20 protein-coding genes are annotated in these 24,706 nt (G+C 60.8%); 5 read left to right on the top strand and 15 right to left on the bottom strand.

Translation table 11 applies throughout. From position 1 onward, the window contains the following. Positions 1 to 555 precede the first annotated feature (555 nt). Positions 556 to 876, top strand: coding sequence for an H-NS histone family protein (locus tag XI03_RS38890; RefSeq protein ID WP_442869800.1), 321 nt, complete (start codon positions 556 to 558; stop codon positions 874 to 876). A gap of 38 nt (positions 877 to 914) precedes the next feature. On the opposite strand, the gene XI03_RS38895 is transcribed toward XI03_RS38890, so the two are convergent. Then, complete coding sequence (locus tag XI03_RS38895) at positions 915 to 1,136, bottom strand: hypothetical protein (RefSeq protein ID WP_028145369.1); 222 nt, start codon at positions 1,134 to 1,136, stop codon at positions 915 to 917. Between the two features lie 278 nt (positions 1,137 to 1,414). Between XI03_RS38895 and XI03_RS38900 the strand changes: the two genes are divergently transcribed. The 3 genes from XI03_RS38900 (at position 1,415) to XI03_RS38910 (ending at position 4,357) form a co-directional block, all read left to right on the top strand. Continuing rightward, complete coding sequence (locus XI03_RS38900; protein WP_271595083.1) at positions 1,415 to 2,254, top strand: 2OG-Fe(II) oxygenase; 840 nt, start codon at positions 1,415 to 1,417, stop codon at positions 2,252 to 2,254. 136 nt (positions 2,255 to 2,390) lie between these two features. Then, positions 2,391 to 3,359, top strand: a complete 969-nt coding sequence (locus tag XI03_RS38905) for a hypothetical protein (protein ID WP_271595084.1) — start codon at positions 2,391 to 2,393, stop codon at positions 3,357 to 3,359. Further along, positions 3,356 to 4,357 (top strand): methionyl-tRNA formyltransferase, encoded by a 1,002-nt coding sequence (locus tag XI03_RS38910; RefSeq protein ID WP_271595085.1) that lies wholly within the window; start codon positions 3,356 to 3,358, stop codon positions 4,355 to 4,357. Before XI03_RS38905 ends, XI03_RS38910 begins: the two co-directional genes overlap by 4 nt. 48 nt (positions 4,358 to 4,405) lie before the next feature. Here XI03_RS38910 and XI03_RS38915 read toward each other — a convergent pair whose 3' ends face one another. From XI03_RS38915 to XI03_RS38960, 10 genes are all read right to left on the bottom strand, one after another. Then, the gene (locus tag XI03_RS38915) at positions 4,406 to 5,020 is read right to left on the bottom strand and encodes a transglutaminase-like cysteine peptidase (protein ID WP_271595086.1); all 615 of its coding nucleotides are present in this window, start codon (positions 5,018 to 5,020) and stop codon (positions 4,406 to 4,408) included. A 648-nt stretch (positions 5,021 to 5,668) separates the two neighbouring features. Further along, on the bottom strand, positions 5,669 to 6,985 hold the full coding sequence (locus tag XI03_RS38920; RefSeq protein WP_038971036.1) for an HlyD family type I secretion periplasmic adaptor subunit: 1,317 nt from the start codon (positions 6,983 to 6,985) through the stop codon (positions 5,669 to 5,671). Continuing rightward, positions 6,982 to 8,685: a type I secretion system permease/ATPase gene (locus XI03_RS38925; protein ID WP_442869813.1), complete on the bottom strand. Its 1,704-nt coding sequence runs from the start codon at positions 8,683 to 8,685 to the stop codon at positions 6,982 to 6,984. Before XI03_RS38925 ends, XI03_RS38920 begins: the two co-directional genes overlap by 4 nt. A gap of 325 nt (positions 8,686 to 9,010) precedes the next feature. Next, a complete protein-coding gene (locus tag XI03_RS38930) occupies positions 9,011 to 11,515 on the bottom strand; it encodes an Ig-like domain-containing protein (RefSeq protein ID WP_271595088.1) in 2,505 nt (834 codons plus the stop codon). A gap of 702 nt (positions 11,516 to 12,217) precedes the next feature. After that, positions 12,218 to 12,985 carry a class I SAM-dependent methyltransferase gene (locus tag XI03_RS38935; RefSeq protein ID WP_271595089.1) on the bottom strand — a complete coding sequence of 256 codons (768 nt, stop codon included), beginning with the start codon at positions 12,983 to 12,985 and terminating at the stop codon, positions 12,218 to 12,220. After that, entirely contained in the window at positions 12,972 to 14,267 is a 1,296-nt protein-coding gene (locus tag XI03_RS38940; RefSeq protein WP_271595090.1) for an O-antigen ligase family protein, read from the bottom strand. The genes XI03_RS38935 and XI03_RS38940 overlap by 14 nt, the downstream gene beginning before the upstream one ends. Before the next feature lie 79 nt (positions 14,268 to 14,346). Continuing rightward, complete coding sequence (locus tag XI03_RS38945; RefSeq protein WP_168772739.1) at positions 14,347 to 15,327, bottom strand: right-handed parallel beta-helix repeat-containing protein; 981 nt, start codon at positions 15,325 to 15,327, stop codon at positions 14,347 to 14,349. 10 nt (positions 15,328 to 15,337) lie between these two features. Continuing rightward, entirely contained in the window at positions 15,338 to 16,342 is a 1,005-nt protein-coding gene (locus tag XI03_RS38950; protein ID WP_050995553.1) for a glycosyltransferase family 2 protein, read from the bottom strand. Positions 16,343 to 16,425: 83 nt separating this feature from the next. Further along, positions 16,426 to 17,595, bottom strand: a complete 1,170-nt coding sequence (locus tag XI03_RS38955) for an acyltransferase family protein (protein ID WP_271595091.1) — start codon at positions 17,593 to 17,595, stop codon at positions 16,426 to 16,428. 85 nt (positions 17,596 to 17,680) lie between these two features. Beyond that, the gene (locus tag XI03_RS38960; protein ID WP_271595092.1) at positions 17,681 to 19,225 is read right to left on the bottom strand and encodes a class I SAM-dependent methyltransferase; all 1,545 of its coding nucleotides are present in this window, start codon (positions 19,223 to 19,225) and stop codon (positions 17,681 to 17,683) included. Between the two features lie 184 nt (positions 19,226 to 19,409). On the opposite strand from XI03_RS38960, the gene XI03_RS38965 reads away from it, so the two are divergent. Beyond that, on the top strand, positions 19,410 to 20,729 hold the full coding sequence (locus XI03_RS38965; RefSeq protein WP_049801690.1) for a glycosyltransferase family 4 protein: 1,320 nt from the start codon (positions 19,410 to 19,412) through the stop codon (positions 20,727 to 20,729). On the opposite strand, the gene XI03_RS38970 is transcribed toward XI03_RS38965, so the two are convergent. From XI03_RS38970 to XI03_RS38985, 4 genes are all read right to left on the bottom strand, one after another. Beyond that, complete coding sequence (locus XI03_RS38970) at positions 20,699 to 21,892, bottom strand: DegT/DnrJ/EryC1/StrS family aminotransferase (RefSeq protein ID WP_271595093.1); 1,194 nt, start codon at positions 21,890 to 21,892, stop codon at positions 20,699 to 20,701. The genes XI03_RS38965 and XI03_RS38970 overlap by 31 nt on opposite strands. Then, positions 21,889 to 22,890, bottom strand: coding sequence for an NAD-dependent epimerase/dehydratase family protein (locus tag XI03_RS38975; protein WP_271595094.1), 1,002 nt, complete (start codon positions 22,888 to 22,890; stop codon positions 21,889 to 21,891). The genes XI03_RS38970 and XI03_RS38975 overlap by 4 nt, the downstream gene beginning before the upstream one ends. Further along, the gene (locus XI03_RS38980; RefSeq protein WP_028143647.1) at positions 22,887 to 24,065 is read right to left on the bottom strand and encodes a DegT/DnrJ/EryC1/StrS family aminotransferase; all 1,179 of its coding nucleotides are present in this window, start codon (positions 24,063 to 24,065) and stop codon (positions 22,887 to 22,889) included. The genes XI03_RS38975 and XI03_RS38980 overlap by 4 nt, the downstream gene beginning before the upstream one ends. Before the next feature lie 97 nt (positions 24,066 to 24,162). Next, positions 24,163 to 24,684: an acyltransferase gene (locus XI03_RS38985; protein WP_038970400.1), complete on the bottom strand. Its 522-nt coding sequence runs from the start codon at positions 24,682 to 24,684 to the stop codon at positions 24,163 to 24,165. Positions 24,685 to 24,706 lie beyond the last annotated feature (22 nt).

A 24,706-nucleotide genomic window follows, 5' to 3' on the forward strand; every position in this document is an offset into this window, starting at 1 on the left:
GTTTCACTGAAGCGAGGCCGTTCATGAAGCCTAGCTCCGGGAAGGAAGGAGGGAAAGTATTACTATTCATCGCTGGTAATCAAGGACAGAACAAGGCTGCGGTTGATCGTAGCCCGTGTAGCACCGACGGAAGTCCCAGTACCGCGCTTGAGGCCGGATTTCGTTAATTCAGCAATTTTTCAATTATTGGCACGGATTCGTCGTCGGCAATGAGTAGGTGGTCACATGTATTCTTCGGCAGTTTTGCGTCAAACACATAAAGCCCTCATCGTTCAATTCACAGAATTGCAGAACTTACGTAATCGCGTGTTGAAAGCAGAGGAGCGATTGCTCGCGCCCAAGCGACGGGCCCACGGACGGAGGGCGCTCAGGAGGCGACCGCCCGGTCGGAGATACAGTCTTAACCGCTAGCACCAAGTACTGCGCTGCACACAAGCGCCGCCGCGCGCCCGGATCGCGCTTGCCCAACCCTGCCATGACCTGATAATGCCCCCTCCTGTTTCGGTTCGGAAGTAGCTGGGGACGGCTTCCATGGGGAAAAGTGACTGGGTCGACTTGACCACAGCCGAGCTGTGGGGGCTTTACGATGAGGTGACGACCGTTCTCAGTCGCAGGATGACCGCGGAAAAGGTCAAGCTCGAAGAGCGGCTGCGCAAGATTGAGGGGACCGCCGTTTCGTCCCCGAACGGGGAACGTCCGCGCCGCCCCTACCCGCCGGTGCTGCCGAAATACCGGAACCCGAAAGACCCGTCCGAAACCTGGTCCGGCCGCGGCAAACAGCCCCGCTGGCTGAAAGCGCAGCTGCGCGCCGGCAAGAAGCTGACCGATCTCCTGATCGACCGCTCGTCCGCACAAAGACGCCGCCGGACCGGCTGAGCCCAGCCGCACCGCGACGGCCCATTGGACCGCAGAATTTACCGATTGTCGTCCTGTTTCCCGTTGGGGGTGCCATCACCGCCGCCATTGCCGAAGCCATTGTTGCCACGCACAATACGGCCGCCTGAACTGGCTATTGCGGCCGAGGTCAGAGAGGTGGAGAGCAACAGGGTCACTGTCGGAGGGGTAACAGCGGCGAATTTTCCGCAGGTCTTCAAGAACTCACGACGATCATCGCCTTCCGCGTCGAATTGGGTCATCGGCTCGTCCTGCTGTATTCCAGCCCAATCCTCAAGGTAGACCCAAAATCGTCGACCCTCAAATTAAATAAGTTAATCGCCGATTTGAATTCCGCGACTGGAGATCACGATTGCGTTGCCGGCGGTGCCCGGAGATTGAACTCTCCGGTGCAACAGAGCCCAACATTCAGCTCACGGTTTATTTTGACATTTAATCCAAAGCCAATTAATAATAACATTTAATTTGCAGGCGGACTTGGGGGCCCCGACTCCAAGCGCTGCAGCCGGAGTCTGCGGAATTGCATGTTGATTTCCAGCTTCACTCGTTGAGCGGCCTCCTTGCGCGAGCCAGCTCCCTGCGCGCCGAATACGCAGCTGCAAGACCTTGGCCGCACGTTGTCCTCAACGATGCCTTTCCCGAGAAGCTGTTGGACATGGTCGCGGCCGAATGCGCCGCCCTCCCGGAAGCCCGCCTGATTACCACGACTACCGATCGCCTGGTCAAGCAGGAGGTATCGGACGGACTGGGGCCGGCCACTCAGCATCTGCTGAGCCTAGTGGACAGTGCCGGCTTTCGAGCATTCATTTCGGCAGTCACCGGCGTTCGAGATCTTCATTCCGATCCGACGCACAAATTTGCGGGAGTTCATCGAACGCCCCCAGGAGGCTTCACGAAGATTCACCGCGATTTCGAGGTTCACCCGACGACCGGGCTGTTCCACCGGGTCAATCTGCTCATCTATCTCAATCGGGATTGGCCCGAAGCTTACGGCGGCAGCCTCGAATTGTGGCCTGCGGACATGTCGGCGCTCGGATGCCGCATCTTGCCCCGGTTCAACACCGTGATCCTCTGGGAGACGCACGGTGCCACTCTCCACGGCCTTCCGGATCCGGTCTCCTGTCCCCCCGGTCGAATGCGCCTTTCCGTCGCATCCTATTACTACACGACGACGCGCCGTGTCGTCGCATCGGGCGAACGCCGCGTGCGGTATTGGGCAGCGCGACCCGGCGAAGATCCGGGGATCGAGCAAATGAGCTGGCAGGATCACTTGCGCGCGCTCCTACCCGATCCGCTCCACAACGTGCTCCGGGCGGCACGCGATTGGATATCCAGAGCGCACCGGTCGAGAACACCATGAAGCCGGCGTCTTCCAGCGGCAACAGCGGGACCCATCAATGACCGCGACCGGAACCTCAGTCGCGCAATTGCGATCTGATGCGGATAAGAGAGCACTTCGCAGGCCAGGCTTCTCACCTGTTCGACTGCGAATGCTGATGAAGCGCGCCCTCGCTGAAACGGGACTGGACATGTCGGGAATGACTGTGCTGACCGAAGCCGCGACTGGCGCTTATGCCGTCACCCCAGTCTTGGCTGCAATGGCCGGAGCAAAGCAGGTCTACGCGTTCACGAAACCTGGCCGCCATGGGACTGTGACAGATGCCAAACGGGAGACGTTCGAGATTGCGGCCACCCTAGACGTCGCTGAGCGCATCGAGATTCTGGAAAAGATCAGCCCCGAGGTGCTTCACAGCGTCGACATCGTGACCAACAGTGGCCACCTCCGTCCGCTTACAGCTGCGCTGATCGACCAGCTGCGCGGCGACGCCGTGATTGCCTTGATGTTCGAGGCCTGGGAGTTTCGTCGCGAGGACTTGGATATCGAAGCGTGCGCGCGACGCAAAATCCGGGTAGTCGGCGTCAACGAGCGACACCCCGCCATCGACGTCTTCTCATTCCTTGGCCCGCTCGCCGTGAAGCAGTTGCACGATTGCGGGCTGGCGGTTCTCGGTAACAAAATCGCCCTGCTCTGCGACAACGACTTCCTTGCCCCCCTGCACACCGGGCTGACGAACCTGGGGGCGAACGTCGAGACGTTCGACAGTGTTGCGGCAGTCCATCCTGGCGCATGGGAGGCCTTCGTGGTCGCGTTGCAGCCAACGGACTCGCCGCGCATCGGCCGGGCGGAGGCTGCGCATCTGGCCGCATGCGCGCCCGACGGCGCCGTTGTGGTGCAGTTCTGGGGCGACGTCGATCGAGCCGTGCTAGCCGCCAATGGTCTTGCGGTCTGGCCCCCACAATCGGTCGGACAGGGCCATATGGGCATTCTGCTGTCGGAGATCGGCCCCGAGCCGATCATACGATTGCAGACCGGCGGCTTGCGCGCGGCCGAGTGGGTCCGCCGGGGCGGTGCCGTCACAGAGGACGGTTTCGCCCAGCTCGTACCATGGCCGGAGGTGACATGACGGAGCAGCTGCAGCCCGATGTCGTGCTCCTCGCGGACGGACCGACGGGCTTCGCAGCGCTTCGCTCGTTGGCTGCGCACTGCCGCGTGGTCCAGATATTCCGGAGACCGGACCAGCCCGACGCGAGCGCGTTGAAGGCATTTGCCAACAACCGCGGCATCCCGGTCGCGGCAATGCAGGACCTGAACCAGCTTCAGAAAATGATCGCAGAGCTGCGCCCGGCGGCCGTTGTGATCTCTTCGTTCGATCGGATCATCCCGCCGCAGATTCTCGCATTGTGTCGCTTCGTCAACGTGCACTATTCACTTCTGCCGCATTATCGCGGCCGTGCCAACGTCAATTGGGCAATCATCAACGGCGAGACGACCGCCGGGATCAGCATTCACCTCGTCATCCCGGAACTTGATGGCGGCAATCTGCTGTTTCAGCAGGCCATTCCGATCGGCGCGAATGACACGGTCACCTCGCTCTACGAGCGCCTCAACGCGATTCAGGAACGTGAGCTCGGCGGGGTCGTCGTACGAGCGATCACCGGCTACCAAGGCACTTCTCAAGATACCGACAATGCCTCCTATGGCTGCGCCCGTGTTCCGGAAGATGGAGAGATCGACTGGTGCCAGCCTACCGACACCATCGATCGGCTGATCCGCGGCCTGACACCGCCATTTCCAGGTGCCTTCAGCCACCTTGACGGGCAGCGGCTCATCATCACCAACGCGTCGCCGCGGCTTGATGCTCCCTGCTATATTGGCCGCGTACCAGGCCGGATCGTGGGACGGTCACCTTCCGAGGGCTGGGTGGATGTGCTGACAGGCGACGGCGTCCTGCGCATGTTCAGCGTCCTTCCTCCCAACTCCGAGCGACCATGTGCTGCCGCTTCTGCCATCGGATCGACGCGCGCCACCCTGGGGCTGTCGCGCCTCGATCTTCTTCGCCGGATCGTCGCGCTTGAAGACAGGCTCGCTACGCTCGAGCGGCTCAAATGCGCTCACGAGTAAACGCAAACGCTCTGGCCAAGGAAGGCTCAGGGCTTTCGCGCCAGTGCCTCATACCCCCTCTCGTCCAATCGTGACCCACAGCCCGTCACGGCCCGGGCTTTGCACGCGAACCCAGCGATAGGGCGTCCGCGACCAGGGCTTAACCTGCAGCGTGAGATTGTCGAGGACGAGATCGCCGCTCCTGGTACGCATGAGGAGCACCAGATGATGTTCACCGGAACTGACGACGACTTCGCTCAATAGCAGGACACGCGCCGGCCAGCCGCGCCGAAGCAACTCGTGGCGCTTGCTCACCGCGTAATCGTTGCAATCGCCACGTGCGGGATTAATGGTCCACGCCTCGCCCGCAAGGCCGAGCTCGTTGCGGGCGGGCTCAATCGCCAGATTGACCGCGCGATTGACCTCCCGCAACTCCGCCCATCGCTTCTCGGTCAACCGGATCGGCCCGCCGCGGAAGAAGCGCCGCGGGCGGCATTCGGCCTGATAGCGCAGGCAAAACGCGGTGTAAGTGAGGGGGGGAAGGGCCGGACGCCCCAGCTCGATGCGCGCAGGGTCCGCTTGGGGGGCCCTCGGCACGGCCGGCAATGCCGCACCCGCCCATTGAACGCCCCCGATGATGATAACGATGGCTGTCGCGATGATCGAGCCTGAGGTTCGTTGCACCTGCCGCTCTCCTGCAAATGCCAAATCGACGCGGGCCGCGGCACGACCCAGCCGAACGCTGCAGGCCGCAATCCGTTGTTATTTAAATTATATATTATAATTTAATTTGCAAGATTAAACAGAATTAATATCAGCATTTAAATCGCGGCGGACACGGTCAGGGTCCGTCGACGCTTGCAAGCGAGGAACTCGGATGGATCGAGAAGCCCCGATCAGACAGGCCCTTTTCATCCGGGCCACGCGAAGTGCAATCACAGGCGACAGGCGCCCCAGAGCGAGACGGACGGATTCGGACCGAACATTATTTTATTGATTTAATTGGTCGCCATGCTCAAATCGCAAGAACAGCCCTCGCAGGCCGGACCGATTTCATATGCCAATTGAGCTGCTCGTCATTGTGGGAGCCGAAGCTTCAATACTCGGCTTCGTCGTCGCGATGGCCCTGCGCGCCAAGCGGATGGACGTGCTGAGCGGGCGATCGCTTGAACAACCCGTGATCTCAGCGCGGCACGACAGGCACGCGCCCCCGCCGATCGGTCGGCGAGCGCGCGATCTGCTGCGGGGGTGGGCGCAGAGACGCTGACGCCCATGTGTAGGGCGCCAGCCCGCGTGCGTTTCGTCAAGCGCTGCCTACGGCTTGCACCGAGCTCAGCGCTCCTTGAATGCACGCTCCGCCTGATCGTGCAGGGGCTTGAGCAGATAGGATAGCGCGGTCCGACCAGCCGTCTTGATGAAGACCTCGACCGGCATTCCTGGCAGCAGCTTGGCGGAGCCGAGCTTCGCCAGCTCCTCGGGCTTCAGCAGGATACGGCCCGTGTAATAACTCGTGCCGGCGCGCTGATCCTGCGTGATATCTGCCGAGACCATGCTGACCTCGCCGTCGATTTCGGGCGTGGTCTTCTGGTTGAACGCTGCAAAGCGCATCGTCGCGGTCTGCCCCACATAAACCTGGTCGATATCCTTGGGTGGGATCTTGACCTCGACCGCAAGCGAGTCCGCATCAGGAACGATCAGCATGATTTGCTCGCCGGGAGAGATCACGCCTCCGACCGTGTGGACGCTGAGTTCATGGACGCGGCCGGACTGTGGCGCCCTGATATCGATCCGATGCAATTGATCGACCGCCGCAGTCTTGCGCTCGCCCAGTTCGGAGAGTTTTGAGCGCGTTTCGATCAGGTCCTTGCCGACTTCCGTCCGCAGGTCCTGGTCGATCTGAATGCTCTGGAGGCCGATTTCGGAGATCTTGCCTTTCGATTGCGCAATCATGCCGGCCAACTGGCTGCGCTCGCCTTCGATACGTGCGGAGTCGCGCTCGAGGGAATTGAGCCGCGTGATCGGCACCAGATTCTTTTGCCAGAGGCTACGCACGCCCTCCAGTTCCTGGCGGATAAATTCGACTTCCTTCTGCTTGGCCTCGGTCTGCCCCGTATAGCCCTTGATCTCGTTCTCCAGCTGCGCGCTTTTTTCCTGCAACTGCGCTTTTTGGCCGCTCCTTGCCTGACGGCGGAGGTCGAACAGCTTCCGCTCCGCAGCGATTGCACGGCTCGCCTCAGAATTGTTCTCCTTGGCTCGGTCGAGCAGCACCTTGGGAAACACGACCTGCTCGGCACCATCGCGCTCGGCCTCGAGCCGGGACTGGCGCGCGAGCAGCTCATCGATGCTGTTCGTGACGATCGTCGCATTGGCGAGCGTCTGAGTCTCGTCGAGGCGGATCAAAACGTCGCCTGCATTGACCCGATCGCCCTGGCGCACGCGCAACTCACCCACGATCCCACCCGTGGAGTGCTGAACCTTCTTGACGCTCGAATCCACGACGACGACACCCTGGGCGATCACCGCGCCCGACAATTGGCTCGTTGTCGCCCAACCGCCGATTCCAAAAGTCACCAGACCCAACATGATCATACCGACGATCATGTAACGCTGGATGGATTGCATCGCCGGCGCTACCAGCTGGCCGTTCATCGGTTGCCTCCTTGAGCTTCCGCGACTACCTTGAGCGGCACGGGATTTCGCAAGACCTTCTTGAGGACCTCCTCCCTCTTCCCGAAGGACTGAACCCTGCCTTCCCCGAGGCACAAGACATGATCGACGGCTTCAAGCGCCTTCGGACGATGGGCGATCACGACGGCGATCCCGCCGCGACGGCGCACGTTCAGGATCGCCTCGGTCAGCGCCTCCTCGCCCTCGGCGTCGAGATTGGAGGAGGGTTCATCCAGCACCACGAGGAATGGTTTGCCGTAGAAGGCGCGGGCGAGCCCGATGCGCTGCCGCTGCCCCGCCGACAGTGCCAATCCCCCCTCGCCGATCTTCGTGCCGTAGCCGTCCGGAAACGAGAGGATGAGATCGTGCGCGCCCGCGGCATGCGCGGCCTCCAGAACAGCGGCGGCGGTCGCCTGCGGATCGAACCGCGCGATGTTCATCGCAACGCTGCCGTCGAACAATTCCACGTCCTGAGGCATGTACCCGATGTGCTTGCCGAGGGCGTCAGAAGACCAGTGGTCGAGTGCGGCGTTGTCCAGCCGTATCCGGCCTCGAATGCCCGGCCATACCCCAACCAGCGCACGTGCCAGCGTCGATTTGCCGGATCCGCTCGGCCCAATGATTCCAACCGCCTGCCCGCGCCGCAATTGGAACGACACGTCATTGACGGTAGGCCGCTCCGAGTTCGGAGCGCCGATAAAGAGATTCTCGACCGTGAGAGCGTCAACAGGAGGAGGCAATTCCAGCCGTTCTTCCTCGCTGGGGAGAAGCTTCAGCAAAGCATTAAGCCGTTGTCCCGACTGCCGCGCAGCGACGAACCCTTTCCAGTTCGCAATGGCCAGTTCGACGGGCGCCAACGCCCGCGCGCTGAGGATCGATCCGGCGATGATGATGCCGGCCGTCGATTCCTGGTTGATGACAAGGACTGCGCCAACGGCAAGAACCAGCGACTGCAGGATTGCCCTGAAGATCTTGGAGGCGCCTCCGAGGCTGTTGGCTACATCGCTGGCCCGCTCATGAGCCGCGAGGTACTTCGCGTTGACATCGCGCCACCGCAACGCCGCCTGCTGCCGCATGCCCATGGCCTGCAGAACCTCTGCATTTCGTCGACCCTCGAGCGCGAGTGCCGTTCGCGAGACCGCGAGGCGCGAGGACGCCTTTGCCGGCCCGCGCGTCCTGGTTTCCGTGAGCATGGTAATGCCGATCAACACCAACGCGCCGGCCAGCGCAGTGACGCCAATCCAGAAGTGAAAGAGGAAGCAAACGCCGAGATAGATCGGCATCCAGGGTAGATCGAAGAGCGCCGTCGGCCCGCCGCTCGAAAGAAAGCTGCGGACCTGATCAAGATCCCGCACCGGCTGCAAGCCGTCGCCATCGGCCCTGGTCTTCAAGGGCAAGCGGACAAGCGCGTCGAAAATGCGAATGCCGAGCCGTTCATCAAAGTACCGGCCGACCCGCGCGCTGATCCTGCTTCTGACGAAGTCGAGCCCACCCTGAAACAGGTAGAGGACCGCGGCCAGGACCAGCAAGGCAATCAGCGTCGGTATGCTGCGCCCGGGCAGCACCCGATCATAGACTTGCAGCATGAAGAATGAGCCGGTGAGCATGAGGAGATTGCTCATCCCGCTGAAGGCCGCGAGCGCCCAGAATATCCGGCCGCACGACCGCAGAAATGCCGACATCTCTGAGTGCGGCTCCTCGTAGTCCTCCGCCGACCGGAAACGGCCGACGAATATCCGTTGCCGAAGGGCTTCAACCACGCGCCTTGCCCAGCCGACGAGCCGCGATGTCGGCGCTTCGGCCTCGTCCGCCAGCCGGCGCCCGGCCGACCATAGGCCTGACAAATGCATAATGGGGATTCGATAAAGATTCGCAGGCGGGGGAAACACCCCCCGCCGTCCAACGTCAGTCATGACACCTGCCCTTTAATGATGCCTTTGTCGGGGGATCCCCAAGCGATCCCCCGAGGCAGTTGTTGAGTATCAGCTTGTGCGGCTGACCCGTCTCCTACGCGAAGTGGAAGTCGTGGCTGTTCAGCTTGTCGAGCTGCGTGTTCTTCAGCGTGAGGGTGTCGCTCCCCGTCGCGATCACGACGTCGTGGCCTGACTGGGCCGCGTGGGAGAGAACGCTCGCAAAGCTGTCGAACACGCTCTTGCTGAACTCGATCGTGTCGTGAGCAGGTCCGCGGGCCGCGAAGTCCTTGATGACGTCCTGGCCGAAGTTGGACGCAAACTGGAACGTATCCGCACCCGCCTTGCCCACCATGACGTCGTTGCCGGTGGTGCCGGTCAGCGTGTCGCTGCGGCCCGAGCCGATCATCGCCGCGCCCGAGCTGGTGCCGACCACGTGGCCCGTGGTGTCGACCTGCTCGGCGGTAAAGGCGTGGCTCTTGCCCGACAGGTCGGAGGTCTGGAAGCTCCACTTGCCGTCGGCTCCCGTGGTCACCGAACCGACCGAGGTCGTGCCGTCCGACAGCTTGATCTCGCTGTTGGGATCGGCCGTGCCCTTGATCGTTGCCGTGTGATCCCAGTGCTGGCGCACATTGGTGACTTCGACGGTCGCAGCGTCCTTGGTGCCGCCATGACCAATCGGCGGATCGATCGGCTGCGACAAGGCGCTGGTGTTGCCGGCGGCATCGGTCGCGGTCGCGGTGAAGGTGTGGGACCCGTGCTTGAGATTCGGGGTCGTCACGCTCCAGTCGCCATCACTCGCGACGGTCGCGGTGCCAAGCAGGGTCGTGCCCTCATAGAGCTTGATCGAGCTCCCCGCTTCCGCCGTACCGGATACCGTTGCGCGGTTGTGCGTGGTGGGATCGCTCAACAGGATCGGAGCATCGGGGGCAGCGCTATCCACCGTGACATCCAGCGCAGTCGATGCCTTGCTGGTAACGCCGGAGACCGTGTCGGTCGCGGTGAAGCTATGCTTGCCGTCAGGCAGTGCGACAGTGGTGTAGTGCCATGCTCCGTTCGCATCCGCCGTGACGGTGCCGAGCTGGGTCGTGCCGTCGAGCACCTTGACCGTGCTGTTGGCAACCGCAGTCCCCGCCAGGGTCACCGTTTTGTCGCTCGTGATGTGATCACCGGCGGTGCCGGAATCGTTGGAGAACGAGGCGATCTTCGGCGCGGCCGGCGCAGTGGTGCCTGTGCCTGATGTGCCCGTGCCGGTGGTACCCGTGCCCGAGGTACCCGAACCGGACGTGCCCGAACCGGTGGAGCCCGTCGTCGTTCCAGAACCGACGACCGCATCCACAGCAGCCGACGCAGCACTGACGTTGCCGGCAACGTCGGTCGCCTTTGCCGTCAGGGCGTGCGAACCGGCCGACAGTGCGGACGTCGTGACGCTCCACGCACCGCTCGCGTTGGTCGTCGCGGTGCCGACCTGGGTCGTTCCGTCGAACACCTTGATCGCGCTGTTCGCTTCAGCGGTCCCCGACATCACGACCTGATTGGCAGTGTTGACGGTGTCACTCGCGATCGCCGGTGCAGCTGGCGCCTTGGTATCGACGGTGACCGCCACCGCAGTCGATGCCACGCTGGTTTGCCCCGACGAGTTGGTCGCGGTCGCCGTCAGCGTATGCTTCGCATCGGTCAAGACCTTGGTGATGTAGTCCCAGCTTCCGGTCGAAGTCGCGGTCGCCGTGCCGATCTGCGTCGAACCGTCATAGACTTTCACGGTGCTGCCAGCCGCGGCGGTACCGTGCAGCGTGATCTGACCGGCGTCAGTGATGCCATCGCCAGTCTTGCCCGTATCGGGTGACCAGGATGCGATGCTCGGCGCTGCCGGGACTTCGGGCGTTGCGGGGGGCATCGTCGGTGAGGTCGTCGTCGTACCGCTGTTTGCCGACGTATTGAGCGCCGACGCCAGCGCCGCGCCGTCAGTGTAGTTGCCCGAGAACACCGAGTTATTCCCGCGGATCAACGCGTCACCATACTGCGCGCCGCCAATGTGATTGTTGGTGAACGACACGCCGGTAATCGAAGCGGTGCCCAGGTTGGAATCCGCGTATACGGTGTAGGCGCCACCAGTCAGCAGGTTATTGGTGACGGTGACATTCGAGACCGGCCCGAAGTCGTTGTCGATCATGACCGCGGAGGTCCATCCCCACTGATTGATGATCGAATTGCCGGTGATCTGAATGTTGGAGAGGCCACCGTCGATCTGGATGCCGTCATAGTGAGGCGATCCGCCCGCTTGGAGATCGTGGATGTAGTTGCCCTGGATGACGGAGTTGCTGCCGGGAACGATGCCGTTCTCCACGTTGTAGATGTTGTTCCCGATGAACGTGCCGCTTCCCATGATGCCCTGATTGCCAGTGCCATCCGGCGCACGGCCGGTACCATCGATGGTGCAATTCTGGACCACCGCGCCCGTAGCTCCGGAATCAATGGTCACCCCAGCCCAGCCGCCGGACGTGATCTTGCAGTTCTCAAGCGTCACATTGTCCGCCTTGATGTAGACGCTGCCGGTGATGTTGAGTCCGGAGACCACCGCTCCCGCCTGCGTGATGACCACATCTCCAGAAGGAGTCAGCGTTACCCCCGCCGGCACCCCGGTGTTCGTCGCGTCAGGCCATGCATTCGTTGTCGTTGCCAAAACAGTTTCTCCGTCTTCTCTGTATTATCCCCGTTAACTGACACCAGTGCTTATTGCGAGTTTGCGCCCTCGATTTAATTGGTGATCGAGATACGCCAGGTGCCGTGCTTGTGCGGCGTTAATGGTCGTCTGCAGACGGCCTTTTTTTGACAAGACCACGGCTCCGCCAAGGTCATTTCGCCACAAGCACCGCCAGATTCCTGTTTCCGGAAATACAGCGCGGAAATCTACGTTACGGAAATTAAAAGCGATTTCGTTTTAGCCACGATCAAACGACCGCAAAACATGCGCGCGCCACACTTCACAGAAAAATTCTTTCGTGCTGGCTCGTTGCAACGGGTCGAGCGACTCCGAGATCGGCCCCGCTCAACGTCGACGCACATTAAATAAACCATCGAATGTATAAATAGCCAGCGACGCGCATTATTAAATACGACGCGCGAATGTCCTCTTCAGCAGACAGCGGCAAGACATCAGCTCGAATTTGCCGTGCTGCTCCGTTGGCTGAGATGCGCGCCTACCGGCGAAGCCAGAGGCGATGCAAGATGACTTCGTAAATGGGCTTAGGTGACAAAGCGGTGCGGCCCGATTTCGCCGGGCAACGTCAAAGCACTGCCTGGCCTAAGTCTTTCGGCACAAAAATACTTTTTCGCCGCGGATCAGACCATATTGCGCAACTTGAGGCTCGACCGCCGTATACTCGTCGACGACGAAGCCCGCTCGTTCGAGCCGGCGTCGGAAATCACGACCGAAGAAGCGGACGTGATCATGCTGGTTGAAATACAGTATCCGATCTTCTTCTGTTTTCTGCCTCGATTGATCCTCGAACGTTTCTTGCCATCCCTCAATGAGAGGGATCATCGCGATCAGCGTCCCGCCCTTACGCAAGATCCGAAAGAGTTCGGGGATGGCCAAGCGATCGTTGACGTGCTCGAGGATATGGCAGCAGATGATCCGATCGAACCTGTCACTTTCGAGGTCTATCTTTTCGATATTGATGTCGAAATCAGCGCCCTTCCCTCCGAACTCGCAGGTGACGTAACTTCGCGGCTTTCTCGCCTTGATATACTCCGTGAGCCCCTTTTCGGGCGCGAAGTGGAGGATATCCTTGCCCATAAACAGGCCCTGCTCGGCGTCGCAAAGCACCAACAGACGGTGTCGCTCGTGCGACAGACAATTCGGACAGAGCGAGTCGAAGTTGATTCCCAATGCCAGCGGATTTGCGTACGCGAAAAATCTGCCTCGATACTCACATACCGGACAGGTCCTCTCAAATCGTCCGAACAGGAAACGGATCGTCCGAAGCCCGCTGCGTAATGACCAGACATAAGGTCGCAAACGTCCCTTGATGCCGCCAATCGGCGATGATGCCACGTCAAAATCGCTCATCTTGCGCTCCCAACATCTGCCATTCCCTAAGCGAAGCACGCACACCGATGCAAATGCCCCAAAACGTCCACATGTAGTTCCAGAAATGCACCGTCAAACCCGTGAACAGGAACACCATGCAAGCGATCGTAAACCCCGTCTGAATCCCGCTTGGGCGGCGCCCGGGCACAGGCAATACCGCCGAGAGATTCAAAACGATCAGCAGGATGGTGACCGGTACGCCGTAATGAAGGCTCGTGACCAGCCACACGCTGTCGACTGTGCGATCGAGTAGATAATAGCCGAACGTCACGAATCCGGCTCCCGTCAGAGGCGACTGCCACACCTGCGCCGAGACGGCGTCCCAGATCATGAGGCGATAGAATCCCGTTTGAGGCTCCAGTGTCGCGTGGGACAGCAGCCAGCTGAGAGGGTTATTCGTCACAGCGGTGACGGCCAGCAGGAACATGCCCGCTCCCGTCCAAAGCAGAGGCCATCGCCACGGGCAGCGGCGCAACAACCGCTCGTAGGCGTAGCTTGACATGACGACGACCATCCCCAAGACAGCGGCCGAAGATAACGACAGCAATCCGCCGAATAGGCACAGACACGCCCACGACAGACGCTTGATGGCACTTGTCGCCGAGAACAGCACGATGGCCGCAGTCAGCGAACAGAACACGCCATAGAGAATAGGATGATCGAACGTCGATATTGCGCGTCGCAGACCTGCTCGTACTCCATCTGCGCTCGACGTGCCGTCGTCCACGAACGCCTCAGGCTGCGGCATGAGTGTCGCCATGATCTCGCGGACGATCCAATGCCCCGTCAACACGTCCACTAGCGCAACGCATATCGCAATCGCCGTGAATGCCTTGATGAGACGAATGAACTGCTGGACCGCCGACGGCTCCAGAACGAAGGCTCGCGCAACAAAGTATGCTCCGACAAAGTCGAGAGCCTCTGCAACAGCAGAAAACGCCGATTGAGGTCCGGCGGCGTAACCAGCCGCCGCCACCATGGCAAGCGCAAGCGTCCCCGCGAGCCCGTCCGACAGCAGGAGCCGACGGCTCGGCTGCAATAGCCGCGCAACCGCCGGCAGCAGCAGGACCAGAAGGCATATCCTGGTCGGCGTTAGCTTTGCCCCGGCGATCAGCACCTGGAGCCCCGACGGCAATACGATGCCCATCAGAAGGAGCGGGACGGCCAGACTGCCCCGTTGGAGAATGGTCGAATGGAATCCGGCCGCCGTCGCGCGGATACGCGGCTGCCCCGCGAGGAGAGCATAGCCAGGATAGCTCATGAGGCTGTCTCCCTGGACAGGCCGGACCAAGCCATTAGATCCGACAAGCGCTTGAGTTGGTGCGGAGCACGCCGGCGCCTCATCTGATGGCCTCCTGCGCCGCGACGCTGCCAAAGTCCAGATTGCGCACCAGGCGCCAGCCGTCGGTCGCATTTCTGAGATAGGTGGGCCGGTTTCGCCGAAACAGGGTCGGCCCATACTGCCCCGAGCCGATGTGATTGTCGGTGATCGAAACACCCGAGATCGGATTGTCGTTGAACTTCGCGTCCGAGTAGACCGTATAGCTGCCGCCAGCGAGAAGATTGCCTTCGATGACGATGTTGGAGACCGGGCCAAACTCGTTGTCGATCATGATAGCGCCGGCAGCGCCGTGAGAATTGATGATCGTGTTTTGCCGGATGACCGTGTCCGAGATGCCGCCATCGATCTGGATACCATCGTAATGTGGCGCCCCGCCGGCATTGAGATCGTGAATAAAATTGTGTTCGATCAGATTGTCCCTGCCGGTCAGGACGATGCCGTTTTCGACGTTCGAGATGTTGTTGCGCTGGAACGTACCCTGTCCCATGATTCCCTGGTTGCCATTGCCATCGGGACCAGCACCCTGGCCGTCGATCGTGCAATCCCTGACGACAACTCCTGTCCGATGCGGATCGATCTTGATAACGGCCCAAGCGCTAGCCGAGATGCGGGACATCTCGATGGTCACGTTATCGGCGTTGACGACGACGCCGCCCTGAATGTCCAGTCCTGAAATCGTCGTGCCGGAAACGGCAATCGTGAGGGGACCGGACGGCTTCAGCACGAGATCACGAGGCGGCCCCGTGTTGCTTGCGTCCGGCCATTGGGAGGCGAATGCCAGCTTGGATGCGCCGTTCGGCTCGGCTGCCACAGCAGCCGCCGGAATCTGGAGCGCTGCGACCGCAACCGCTACACGGGCAGCTTCGAGCACAATCCCGCCCCAGCGCATATGGCCAAGCGCGAGCCCCCTGGCTCCTCGCCAACTCCGTCGCTGTCCTTCTAGGCTATCTGATCTCATCGCTCTTCTCGCCGGAAACAACCCGACGCTCTCATGCCGGCTCGACCCTCGGTGCCTCGTAACCGCCAACCCACTCTCGCCGACGCCTCCAGACGGCTTCCCAATAAACAGCGTTCTTTTGCCATTCCGCATTCCGCGCCAGGGCGGCTGCCATGCCGTAACCGTACCGGCGTGTAAGCGGCACGATCAGGTGCAAAGCCTGCCCGATCGTCCGTGCCGGCCAGCCGAAATGCCGATTGATCAGGGTGATTCTCCCCTTGAAAACCTTCACCCTCTTGTCGACAGGCACGACGTCGGATGCCCCGCCATAGTGGACGATGGTCGCTTCAGGCGTGACCGCGGGCCGCGCACCGAGCGACCGCGCGCGATGACAGAGGTCTGCTTCTTCTCCGTACATGAAGAATGTGGGGTCGAACCCGCCGAGCCTCTCCCACACCAGCCGGTCGATCAGCAGAAAGCAACCTGTAACGATGTCGACGTGCCGCGCGGTATCTCGGTCCCATCCGCCATAGGCCTCGGAATTGAAAATCGGACTGCGACGACCGAAATAGGTGAACCCCAGCGCGAAGCAGAACAAATTCCACAAACTGATTCTTCGAAAGCACGAGGTGCGATTGAGACTGCCGTCCGGAAACAGGGTGCGTCCGCCCCAGACGTGAAATGACGGATTGGCCTCGGCGAACTCAAAAAGAACATCGATCGCGCAGTCGAGAATAATGGTGTCTGGATTGAGCAGAAGCAATCGTCGGCCGCGCGCCTGTTTTGCAGCCAGATTGTTGGCGCGTGCAAAGCCGATGTTGTCGTTTAGGGCAATCAGCCTGATGTCAGGGAATTGACGGGCAATTGCGGCAGCTGACTGGTCGGACGAGTTATTGTCGACGACGATGACCTCATACCTCGTACCCATTGTCTCAGCGGCGATCGACGCCAGACAGTCGAGCGTCATGTCGCGGGTATTGTAGCTTACGACAATGATGGAGAGGTCCAGCTGCCGATCCGAGTCCGGACCTTCGTCATCATGGTACGCGCTGCTCATAGCGACTCTGCTCCTTTCAAAGAAACTGCGGCCCGCTCGTCGCGCTATCACCCTCGAACCTGAGCTCAGGTGCGGGTTTGGTCTCACTCCGCCGCACCGGCCTCGATTGTTCCTGTCAGATTGTTGCCGGGCTCATCACGGCGCACCGCGGCCTCAGTCCCAACGCCTCGTCGGCTGCCTAGACCTGCAATGTGCGACGACAGCCAACGCGAAACCCACACCTTTTGCTTCAGCGCCGGCGCTTCGACAAATCGCCAGGAGGCATACGCCAGAACGAGAGTCACGGATGCCGACAGCAAGGCCAACGGCCAGCCGGCTGCGAGATCGAACAGCGTCAGGAGCGCCAATATGACCGGTGAATGGATCAGGTATACGCCGTAGGACAGATCGTGCTTGAGTGGCACGCGACTGGCGACCTCGGAGAGCCCGAGACAGATCACGACGTAGGGTATACACAGCGGCATCGCCACCGCGCCCAACCCGCTCGCAAGACCGATCAGCGCGCCTCCCACGGCGACCGCGGCCCCGATTCCGGAGAACGGGATACTTTCACGGTAGAGGTAGAGGGTCGTGCCGGCGATGAAGTAGACGAAGAGACCGATGAAATCCAAGAGCCGCTGCGGACAGGCCGCGTGCAGCGATGGCGAAAGCGCCAGCCCAACATAGGTGAAGTATACCAGGGCGAAAGTGATCATCGTCAGCGCCCGTCGGCGGAGAAAGCCCGCCACGCTCATCGCCGCCAGCACCGCATAGGACCAAACCTCGATATTGAGCGTCCATAGCGGTCCGTTGACCTGCACTTCGTGTCCATGCCGCACCACGCCGGGCAGGTAGTGGGACATCAGGGTAACGGCGTTCTTCAGATACAGGTAAAGCTCGGCGCTGCCGAAATAGTCGGCTAGCGAATAGGTCGTCAGGGCTGGACCCAGCACGAACATCGACGCGATGACCACGACGAAGAGTGCGGGCAGGATACGCAACGACCTGTTTACGGCGAACCGGACGAGATCGCCAGATCGGGCCAGGCCAGGCGCCAGCAGGAAGCCGCTGACGCAGAAGAAAATAACGACTGCAAACAGGCCGAACTGGATGAACCCGCCGCTGAACCGGTAGAGGATGTCGTTTGTTCCCCACCAAGCATGGTGAGCAACCACCGTGAGTGCGGCCACAAGTCGTATCTGATCAAAACCGGGGCCTCTGGCCGAAAGGACGGCAAGCCGATCGCCGATCGTCGTTGCCCCGAGTGAAATCATCGATTTCTCACGCGAAATGATCTTTCTGCCGCTTCATGATTATATAACATTTAATATAGAACCGCAATTAAATGAGGCGCCCATTTTAACCGGACCGGACCTCGCCGGCCGGGCGATTTGACTGAGACGAGGCCGTGAATTCGGTTACCCCGTCAGTGCCTGGCCTTCCTCCGGAGACGGTCACGATGATCGAAGCCGCAAGCCCGAGCGAAACAAACCTCGGCGCGAACTCGCCCAGCCGGGAGGTCATGCCAAACAATCCATCACCACGATCCGCCGGAACTCCGAACATCGCTTCGATTCGCAGGCCTGAATCGACGCACCAACTCGCCAGCTTGCGCCCCGAAGCGAAATGAGCACCCACTGCCTCGTAGCCGCTGGAGCGCCCGGACCGGAGACTCGCCCCGAGATAAGACCGAATGCCCCTTGGGGACATCGTGTTGGGCATCTGGATCACTGCGAGCGATTGCTCGTGCATGAACGATCGCAGCCTCAGAAGCAGCTTTTGCGGATCCGGAGCGAGGTGCAACAGATTGAGACATAAAACGCAGTCGTAGGTGTCGCGATTGGAGTCGATACTGTCCAGATCGGCGTAGATCATCTCGATCCCGTCCCCGGCGGGGCCGGCTGCGATCACTGGATCGAGCGGAATCGCGGTGACGTGCAGGCCGCGCGCCTGCAGCCGCTTTTCCGTCTTGCCAGACCCACAACCGATCGAAAGTACGCTGCGCGCCGATGTCGGCACGAGCGCGATCGTCGCCTCGGATTCAGGTTCATAATAGTCCTTGGAAAAGCTAGCGCGGCGAAGGCGCGTTTCCGTCGGGAGCAACGAGTAAGGCGAGCGGCGGCCGTCCGCGATTTGCAGCAAAATTGCCTTCTGCCTGCCAATTTCTTCTTCCCCGATCCCCATCCGGCCGACGTACCGGTTGGTGAGGTGATGAACGGTGAAATCCTCCAGGTGTGAGATTGGCACCAGTTTCCGCAAACCACATTGGGTGTATGGATCCGTCGCGGCCGTACAGGCCAGATCGTACTTTCCCTGATGCGGAGCTACATCGAAGCCGCCCGAATGTAGGACGTAGCCTAGCTGCTCCCGGGTAAGGACAAAGCAGGCGGCGTGCTCGTTGGTAAAATGCGCGAGAATATAGTCGCCGCGCCGCCTGACCGATAAGGAATCCCAGTGAAAGTGCGCGTGAATATCAGGATAGTTACGCTGGCCGTCTTCGCCGAATTCAATCCGCAGAAACCCGGCAACTTCTTCTGGAGATAGAAACGACGTTGCATCCAGCCAGGCGCGGATGTTCCTCTCGGTGATCAGAATGTCGTCTTCCGAGTAGATGAACAGATCGTACTGGTCACGACGTTCCGCAAACAGCTTCTTGTGCGCGAACGGCAGGGACCACGGGTTTCTGTCGGGTAGGCCAACAATGCATTCCACCCCCGTTCTCGCGCGCTTGTCGATGTTCGACAGCACGACGATATCAACGACGAGGGACATCGACCGGTATTCCCGGATGACCCGCTCGAGATAGCGGTCATTCGAGGTTCCATGGCTTGCAATCGCGACCAGTACGCGAGGCAGGTGACGGCCGTCTTGGCGCGCCACGTGTCGGGCTGCATGCTCGTTCATCGGATTGGGGTCCCGGTGAGGGTCAAAAGCGGGTCTCGCGTTTAAATCCCGCAGATTATATAACTAAATCCGGACCGGTCGACATTTATTATGATTTAAATTTAGATTATATCGCGATATGGTTCTCAGCAATGTCAGGTTGGTCTCTCAGCGCTTTGGCGCGACACCCGGAGAATCCCATCGCATGAAGGTGCTGGTCTATCCCCATTCCATGGAACTGGGAGGGTCACAGCTCAACGCAGTCCAGCTCGCCGAGGCGGTTCGAGACCTCGGTCATGAGGTCACCGTGGCGGCAGAGACTGGCCCTCTTCTGGACAGAATAAGGGAGACCGGCCTCAGACATATTGAAATTCCTCGCCATCGGGCCCGCCCCTCGCCTCGTGTTGGCCAGATGCTCCGCAGCATCGTCAACGAACGCACCGTAGACGTGGTGCACGGTCATGAATGGCCCCCTATTGTTGAGGCTTTTCTGAGCGTTGGACTATCGACGAGGGCTGCCGTGGTGGGAACGGTCATGTCGATGTCCGTCCCCTCCTTCCTGCCGCGCAGCGTTCCCCTGACCGTGGGCACGGAGATGATCCGTCGCGCTGCGATCACTGCAGGACATCAGGATGTTACCTTGCTCGAGCCGCCAGTCGATACGAAGTCCGACCACCCCCTCGTCGATGGCACGGGCTTTCGCGCGGCTCACAATATTGGTCCGGACGAGGTCGTCATAGCGATGGTCTGTCGACTTGTGCCGAACCTTAAACTGGAGGGGCTGCTATCTGCGTGCGATGCTGTCGGCGAAATCGCGCTCGACGGCCTGCCAGTGCGGTTGCTGATCATTGGTAATGGACCGGCGCGACCGAACGTCGAAGCGCGTGCGGCCAGAATTAACTCGCTAGTCGGCCGGAACGCCGTCGTACTGGTGGGCGAGATGTCCGATCCGCGCCCTGGCTATGCTGCCGCGGACGTCATCATTGGCCAGGGTGGCTCGGCGCTGCGCGGAATGGCCTTTGGAAAGCCGCTGGTGGTCGTTGGTGAAGACGGGTTCAGCGAGTTGTTGACACCCGAGAGTGCGCCGACCTTCCTGCAACAAGGCTGGTACGGATTGGGCAAGGGCTCGCGTGGCGCCGGCGCCAGCGCACTTCGATCGGCTCTCGAGACCATTCTCGCCTCCGCGTCGCTCCGTCAGGAGCTTGGCGGATTCGGCCGGCGGCTGGTGGAGCACCGCTTCAGCCTCGCGCAGGCGGCGAGAACGATAGAGCAAACCTATCTACATGCCCTACGCAGCAAGCCCTCAACCAGCCAGCGATTGGCAGACGCCGGCCGATGCTCGGCCAGCCTTGCCAACTATAAAGTGCAGCGAAAATACCGGCGCTGGATGGGCCTGGCTTCCGCCGAAGACGACAACGATCGGGCACGAATCTCTGCGGTGCTATCCGCAAAGTCGGCGGCCCCTCGATCAGAAAGGGCCGCGCCAGATCCGACTCATAAGATATCCCGGCAGACCGATACATGACCCGCCACGGTGGCAGCGCGGTTTGAGCGGGCAAGTTCAGCCTTCACCGCATCTACGATACGATCCTGGTCCGCGCAGTCCATCTGCGCATAAAGTGGAAGCAGGATCGCGTGATCCTGAGCTAGCTCGGATTGCCGCAGATCATCGCGCGACCCAGCGCCGGCATAGGGCGCCTCGCGATGGCAGCACATGATGCCCCTGCGCGTAGCGATGCCCTGATCGAGCAGCGATTGCATCGTCACCCGCTGATCCAATCGATCGGGCAAGCGTACGCAGTAGCTCTGCCAGTTCGATCGTGCCCACGCCGGCTCGAACGGCAACCGCAGCCCCTCAATATTTCCAAGCAGTTCGGCGTAGCGGGATGCCAGCGCGCGCCGCCGCGCAATCAGCTGCGGAAGTCGCTCGAGCTGTTTGCGCCCGATCGCAGCCTGCATATCCGTCATTCTGTAATTGTAGCCGACGAGGACGTACTCCTCGAAAATGACACGCTGCGAACCATGACGCACGATATCCGGAACGCTCATCCCGTGTTGACGCAGAAGCCTGAACTTGCGATCGAGTTCGGCATCGGCGGTGGTGAGCATTCCCCCCTCACCAGTCGTGATCACCTTTCGCGGATGAAATGAAAAGCAGGCAATGTCTCCATGCGGCTTGCCGATCGCCTCCCATTGCCCGTTCATGCAGATCTGCGATCCGGCGGCACAAGCCGCATCTTCGATCACAGCGATCCCGTGACGACGCGCCACGGCCATGAGCGTTGCCATGTCGCATGGCATGCCCATCTGGTGCACTGCGATGATCGCGCGTGTGCGCTCGGTGATGGCTTCAGCCAGCCGAGCGCAATCCAAATTGTACGTCTCGGGCTCGATGTCGACGAAAACTGGAGTGGCGCCCTGATATCGGATCACGTTCGCCGTTGCGATGAAAGAATGGCTGACCGTGATCACCTCGTCGCCGCTGCCGATACCCAGCGCGGCCAAGGCAAGTTGCAGGGCTGTCGTGCAATTCGCGACGGCACAGGCGTGCGGAGCGCCGACAAGTGCGGCGAACTCGTCTTCGAACGCAGCCACCTGCAGACCTTGCGATACCCAGCCCGACAGCACCACGGCGCGGGCAGCGTCAGCTTCTTCGTCCGCAAGCAACGGAGCTGCGATCGGGATCACGATGCCGCCACCTGCCGCTGACGATCCGAAGGGAGTTCACGTTCTGATCGCCACCATTTCACGAGGTCGGCGAGCCCCTGCTCGAGCGAAACCGTGGTGCGGAACCCCAGCAGACGATCGGCCTTTCCTGTCGATGCCAGCCGTCTCGGCACCGGATTGACCGAGCGCTCAGGCGCAAATTCGGGAGTCAGACCGCGGCGTCCCATCACCGAGGCAAGCACCGTAGCCAGTTGCGTCAGGCTGGTCTCAGTACCGCTCCCGACGTTGAAGACCTCGTCGGTAATCTTCGCCCTGGCCGCGAGGATGTTGGCGCGCGCGACGTCACGGACGTGAACGAAATCCATCGTCTGACGGCCATCACCAAAGATAACGGGAGGTAACCCGGCCTCAAGCCGCTCCATCCAGCGGATCAGGACCTCGGTGTACCGTCCGTGGATGTCCATGCGGCTGCCATAGACGTTGAAATATCGGAATGCCACGTAGTCGAGGCCGCATGCGTCGTTGAGGGCCCGCAGCAGCCCTTCGTTGAACGCCTTGGCCGCCCCGTATAGCGTCCGGTTGTTGTACGGATTTTGCCGTTCGGTCGTCGGAAACTCCTCGGCCAGGCCGTATACGGACGCCGAGGAGGCTGCGATGACCTTCTCGATGTCGTGCTTGATGCACAGCTCCAGGAGGTCGTAGGTGGCGTCCACCATGACCTCCTTGGCCAGGCGCGGCTCCGCCGCGCAATGAGTGATGCGGAGTGCGGCTTGGTGAAACACGATGTCGGCAGCCTTCACCAAGGCTTCCATCAGCTTGCGATCGCGTATGTCGCCGTGAACCAGTCTCACCGGTCCACGACCGAGCGCACGCCGGAGATTTTCGGGGCGGCCTCTGACCATGTTGTCGAGCGCAACGATCTCGATGCAACCCTCATCGCAGAGCTGATCGACGATGTGGGAGCCGATGAACCCTGCCCCGCCAGTGATCAGAACGCGCTTTCCCTTGAGCTCAATCAAGACGCCCTCCTGTTGCAGGACCTTGTTGTGAAGCTTTGTGATTGCTGCGCCCGGTTGCCGGCGGCTTCGCTGGGGCGCAATGCTCCGGCGTTCCTCAACGTGGAGACAATTTCGGTCGCCCGGTCCGGCAGCAGCTCCGGATAAATGGGAAGGGAGAGAAAGTCGTTCGCAAGCATCTCGGTTACCGGCAGATCACCGGCCCGATAGCCGAGTTCGGCATAGGCCTTCTGCAGGTGCACCGGAATGGGATAGTGAATCCCTGCACCTATGCCTGCCTCCCGCAACAATGTGAGCGCGTCGTCGCGACGCTGCAATCTGATCGAATAGACATGATAGACGTGGCGGGAGTACGAGGGCGGTCGCGGACGCGCGAATGGGAGCTCGGAAAGTAGCTCGTTGTATCGTTCTGCGATCGATCGGCGGGCCTCGGTCCAGCCTTCGATGTAGTCCAGCTTGACATTCAGTACCGCACTCTGGATCTCGTCCATGCGATAATTGTATCCGGGAATGACGTGGTCGTATTTTGTCTCCTGCCCCCAGTCCCGCAGCAGCGACACGCGGTGCGCAAATTCAGGCCGATCGGTTACGACGGCCCCACCCTCGCCGAACGCCCCCAGATTTTTGCCTGGGTAAAAGCTGAAGCACCCCAGATCTCCGATCGAACCTGCGCGGCGTCCTCGGTATTCCGCGCCGTGCGCCTGCGCGGCGTCCTCAATGACGACCAGACCGTAACGTTGCGCAATCGACATGATGGGATCCATGTCGGCCATCAATCCATGGAGATGAACCGGCACAATGGCTCTGGTTCGAGGTGTGATTGCAGCCTCGATCAGACCGGGATCCATCGTCCACGTGACCGGGTCAACGTCGACAAAAACCGGCTTGGCGCCGCTGTAGAGTATCGCCGCGGTTGTCGCCACGAACGTCATGGACACGGTGATGACTTCATCGCCCGGCCCGACGCCCGCCGCCAACAGCGCAAGGTGGAGCGCAGAGGTTCCACTATTCACGGTGAGGCAACGCGCAGTCCGGCAATATTCCGCAAAACGTCCCTCGAACGCCGCCACCTCCGGCCCGAGCACAAAATGCCCGCTGCTGACGACCCGTGCCACGGCGGCGTCGACTTCCGGCTTGATTTGACAGTATTGGGCTTTCAGATCCAGGAAGGGTATCAAGATTCAAACCTTGGATTGGAGCAACCGTTATTAAATAATTAACTCGAATTATAATATTTAATCAAGCGCCATTTTCAAGAAAATAAATTCGGTTAATTCAATCTAGCCCGAAAGACCGGCGGACGGAGGCACGATCGGCGGTGGCCCTGCTTCCGACTGCGGACATGGTCCGAGCGGGTACTCCGGCGACGGTGGCACCCGGGGCAACATCCCTCGTCACGACGGAGCCCGCGCCGACGGTCGCTCCCGCGCCGATCGTGACACCACATAGGATTGTGGCGTTGGAACCGATGGCAGCCCCCCTGCCGACACGAGTGCGCTCCAATGTCCAGTCAGAAGCTTGCTGAGGGCGACCATCCGCGGTCGTTGCCTTCGGATATTTGTCGTTCGTGAACACCACGCCATGACCGATGAACACTTCGTCCTCGATTGTGACGCCTTCGCAGATGAAACTGTGCGATGATACTTTGCACCGCGCGCCAATCTTTGCTCCCGCCTGGATTTCGACGAAAGCTCCGATCCTGCTCTCATCACCCACCGTGCAACCGTACAGATTGACCAGTTCCGGGTGAACGATGCGGACATCGCGACCAAGTTCTACGTCTTGTGTGATAGGCATATCGCGCACTCCGAATGATGTC

The organism is Bradyrhizobium sp. CCBAU 65884 (assembly GCF_028128835.1).
Lineage (GTDB): Bacteria > Pseudomonadota > Alphaproteobacteria > Rhizobiales > Xanthobacteraceae > Bradyrhizobium > Bradyrhizobium ottawaense.

What these genes read in the sequence shown, in the direction of transcription:
- XI03_RS38895 (WP_028145369.1), bottom strand. Translation starts at nt 1,136, where the DNA reads ATGACCCAATTCGACGCGGAAGGCGATGATCGTCGTGAGTTCTTGAAG.
- XI03_RS38905 (WP_271595084.1), top strand. Translation starts at nt 2,391, where the DNA reads ATGAAGCGCGCCCTCGCTGAAACGGGACTGGACATGTCGGGAATGACT.
- XI03_RS38910 (WP_271595085.1), top strand. Translation starts at nt 3,356, where the DNA reads ATGACGGAGCAGCTGCAGCCCGATGTCGTGCTCCTCGCGGACGGACCG.
- XI03_RS38920 (WP_038971036.1), bottom strand. Translation starts at nt 6,985, where the DNA reads ATGAACGGCCAGCTGGTAGCGCCGGCGATGCAATCCATCCAGCGTTAC.
- XI03_RS38925 (WP_442869813.1), bottom strand. Translation starts at nt 8,685, where the DNA reads ATGTCGGCATTTCTGCGGTCGTGCGGCCGGATATTCTGGGCGCTCGCG.
- XI03_RS38935 (WP_271595089.1), bottom strand. Translation starts at nt 12,985, where the DNA reads ATGAGCGATTTTGACGTGGCATCATCGCCGATTGGCGGCATCAAGGGA.
- XI03_RS38940 (WP_271595090.1), bottom strand. Translation starts at nt 14,267, where the DNA reads ATGAGCTATCCTGGCTATGCTCTCCTCGCGGGGCAGCCGCGTATCCGC.
- XI03_RS38950 (WP_050995553.1), bottom strand. Translation starts at nt 16,342, where the DNA reads ATGAGCAGCGCGTACCATGATGACGAAGGTCCGGACTCGGATCGGCAG.
- XI03_RS38955 (WP_271595091.1), bottom strand. Translation starts at nt 17,595, where the DNA reads ATGATTTCACTCGGGGCAACGACGATCGGCGATCGGCTTGCCGTCCTT.
- XI03_RS38960 (WP_271595092.1), bottom strand. Translation starts at nt 19,225, where the DNA reads ATGAACGAGCATGCAGCCCGACACGTGGCGCGCCAAGACGGCCGTCAC.
- XI03_RS38965 (WP_049801690.1), top strand. Translation starts at nt 19,410, where the DNA reads ATGAAGGTGCTGGTCTATCCCCATTCCATGGAACTGGGAGGGTCACAG.
- XI03_RS38985 (WP_038970400.1), bottom strand. Translation starts at nt 24,684, where the DNA reads ATGCCTATCACACAAGACGTAGAACTTGGTCGCGATGTCCGCATCGTT.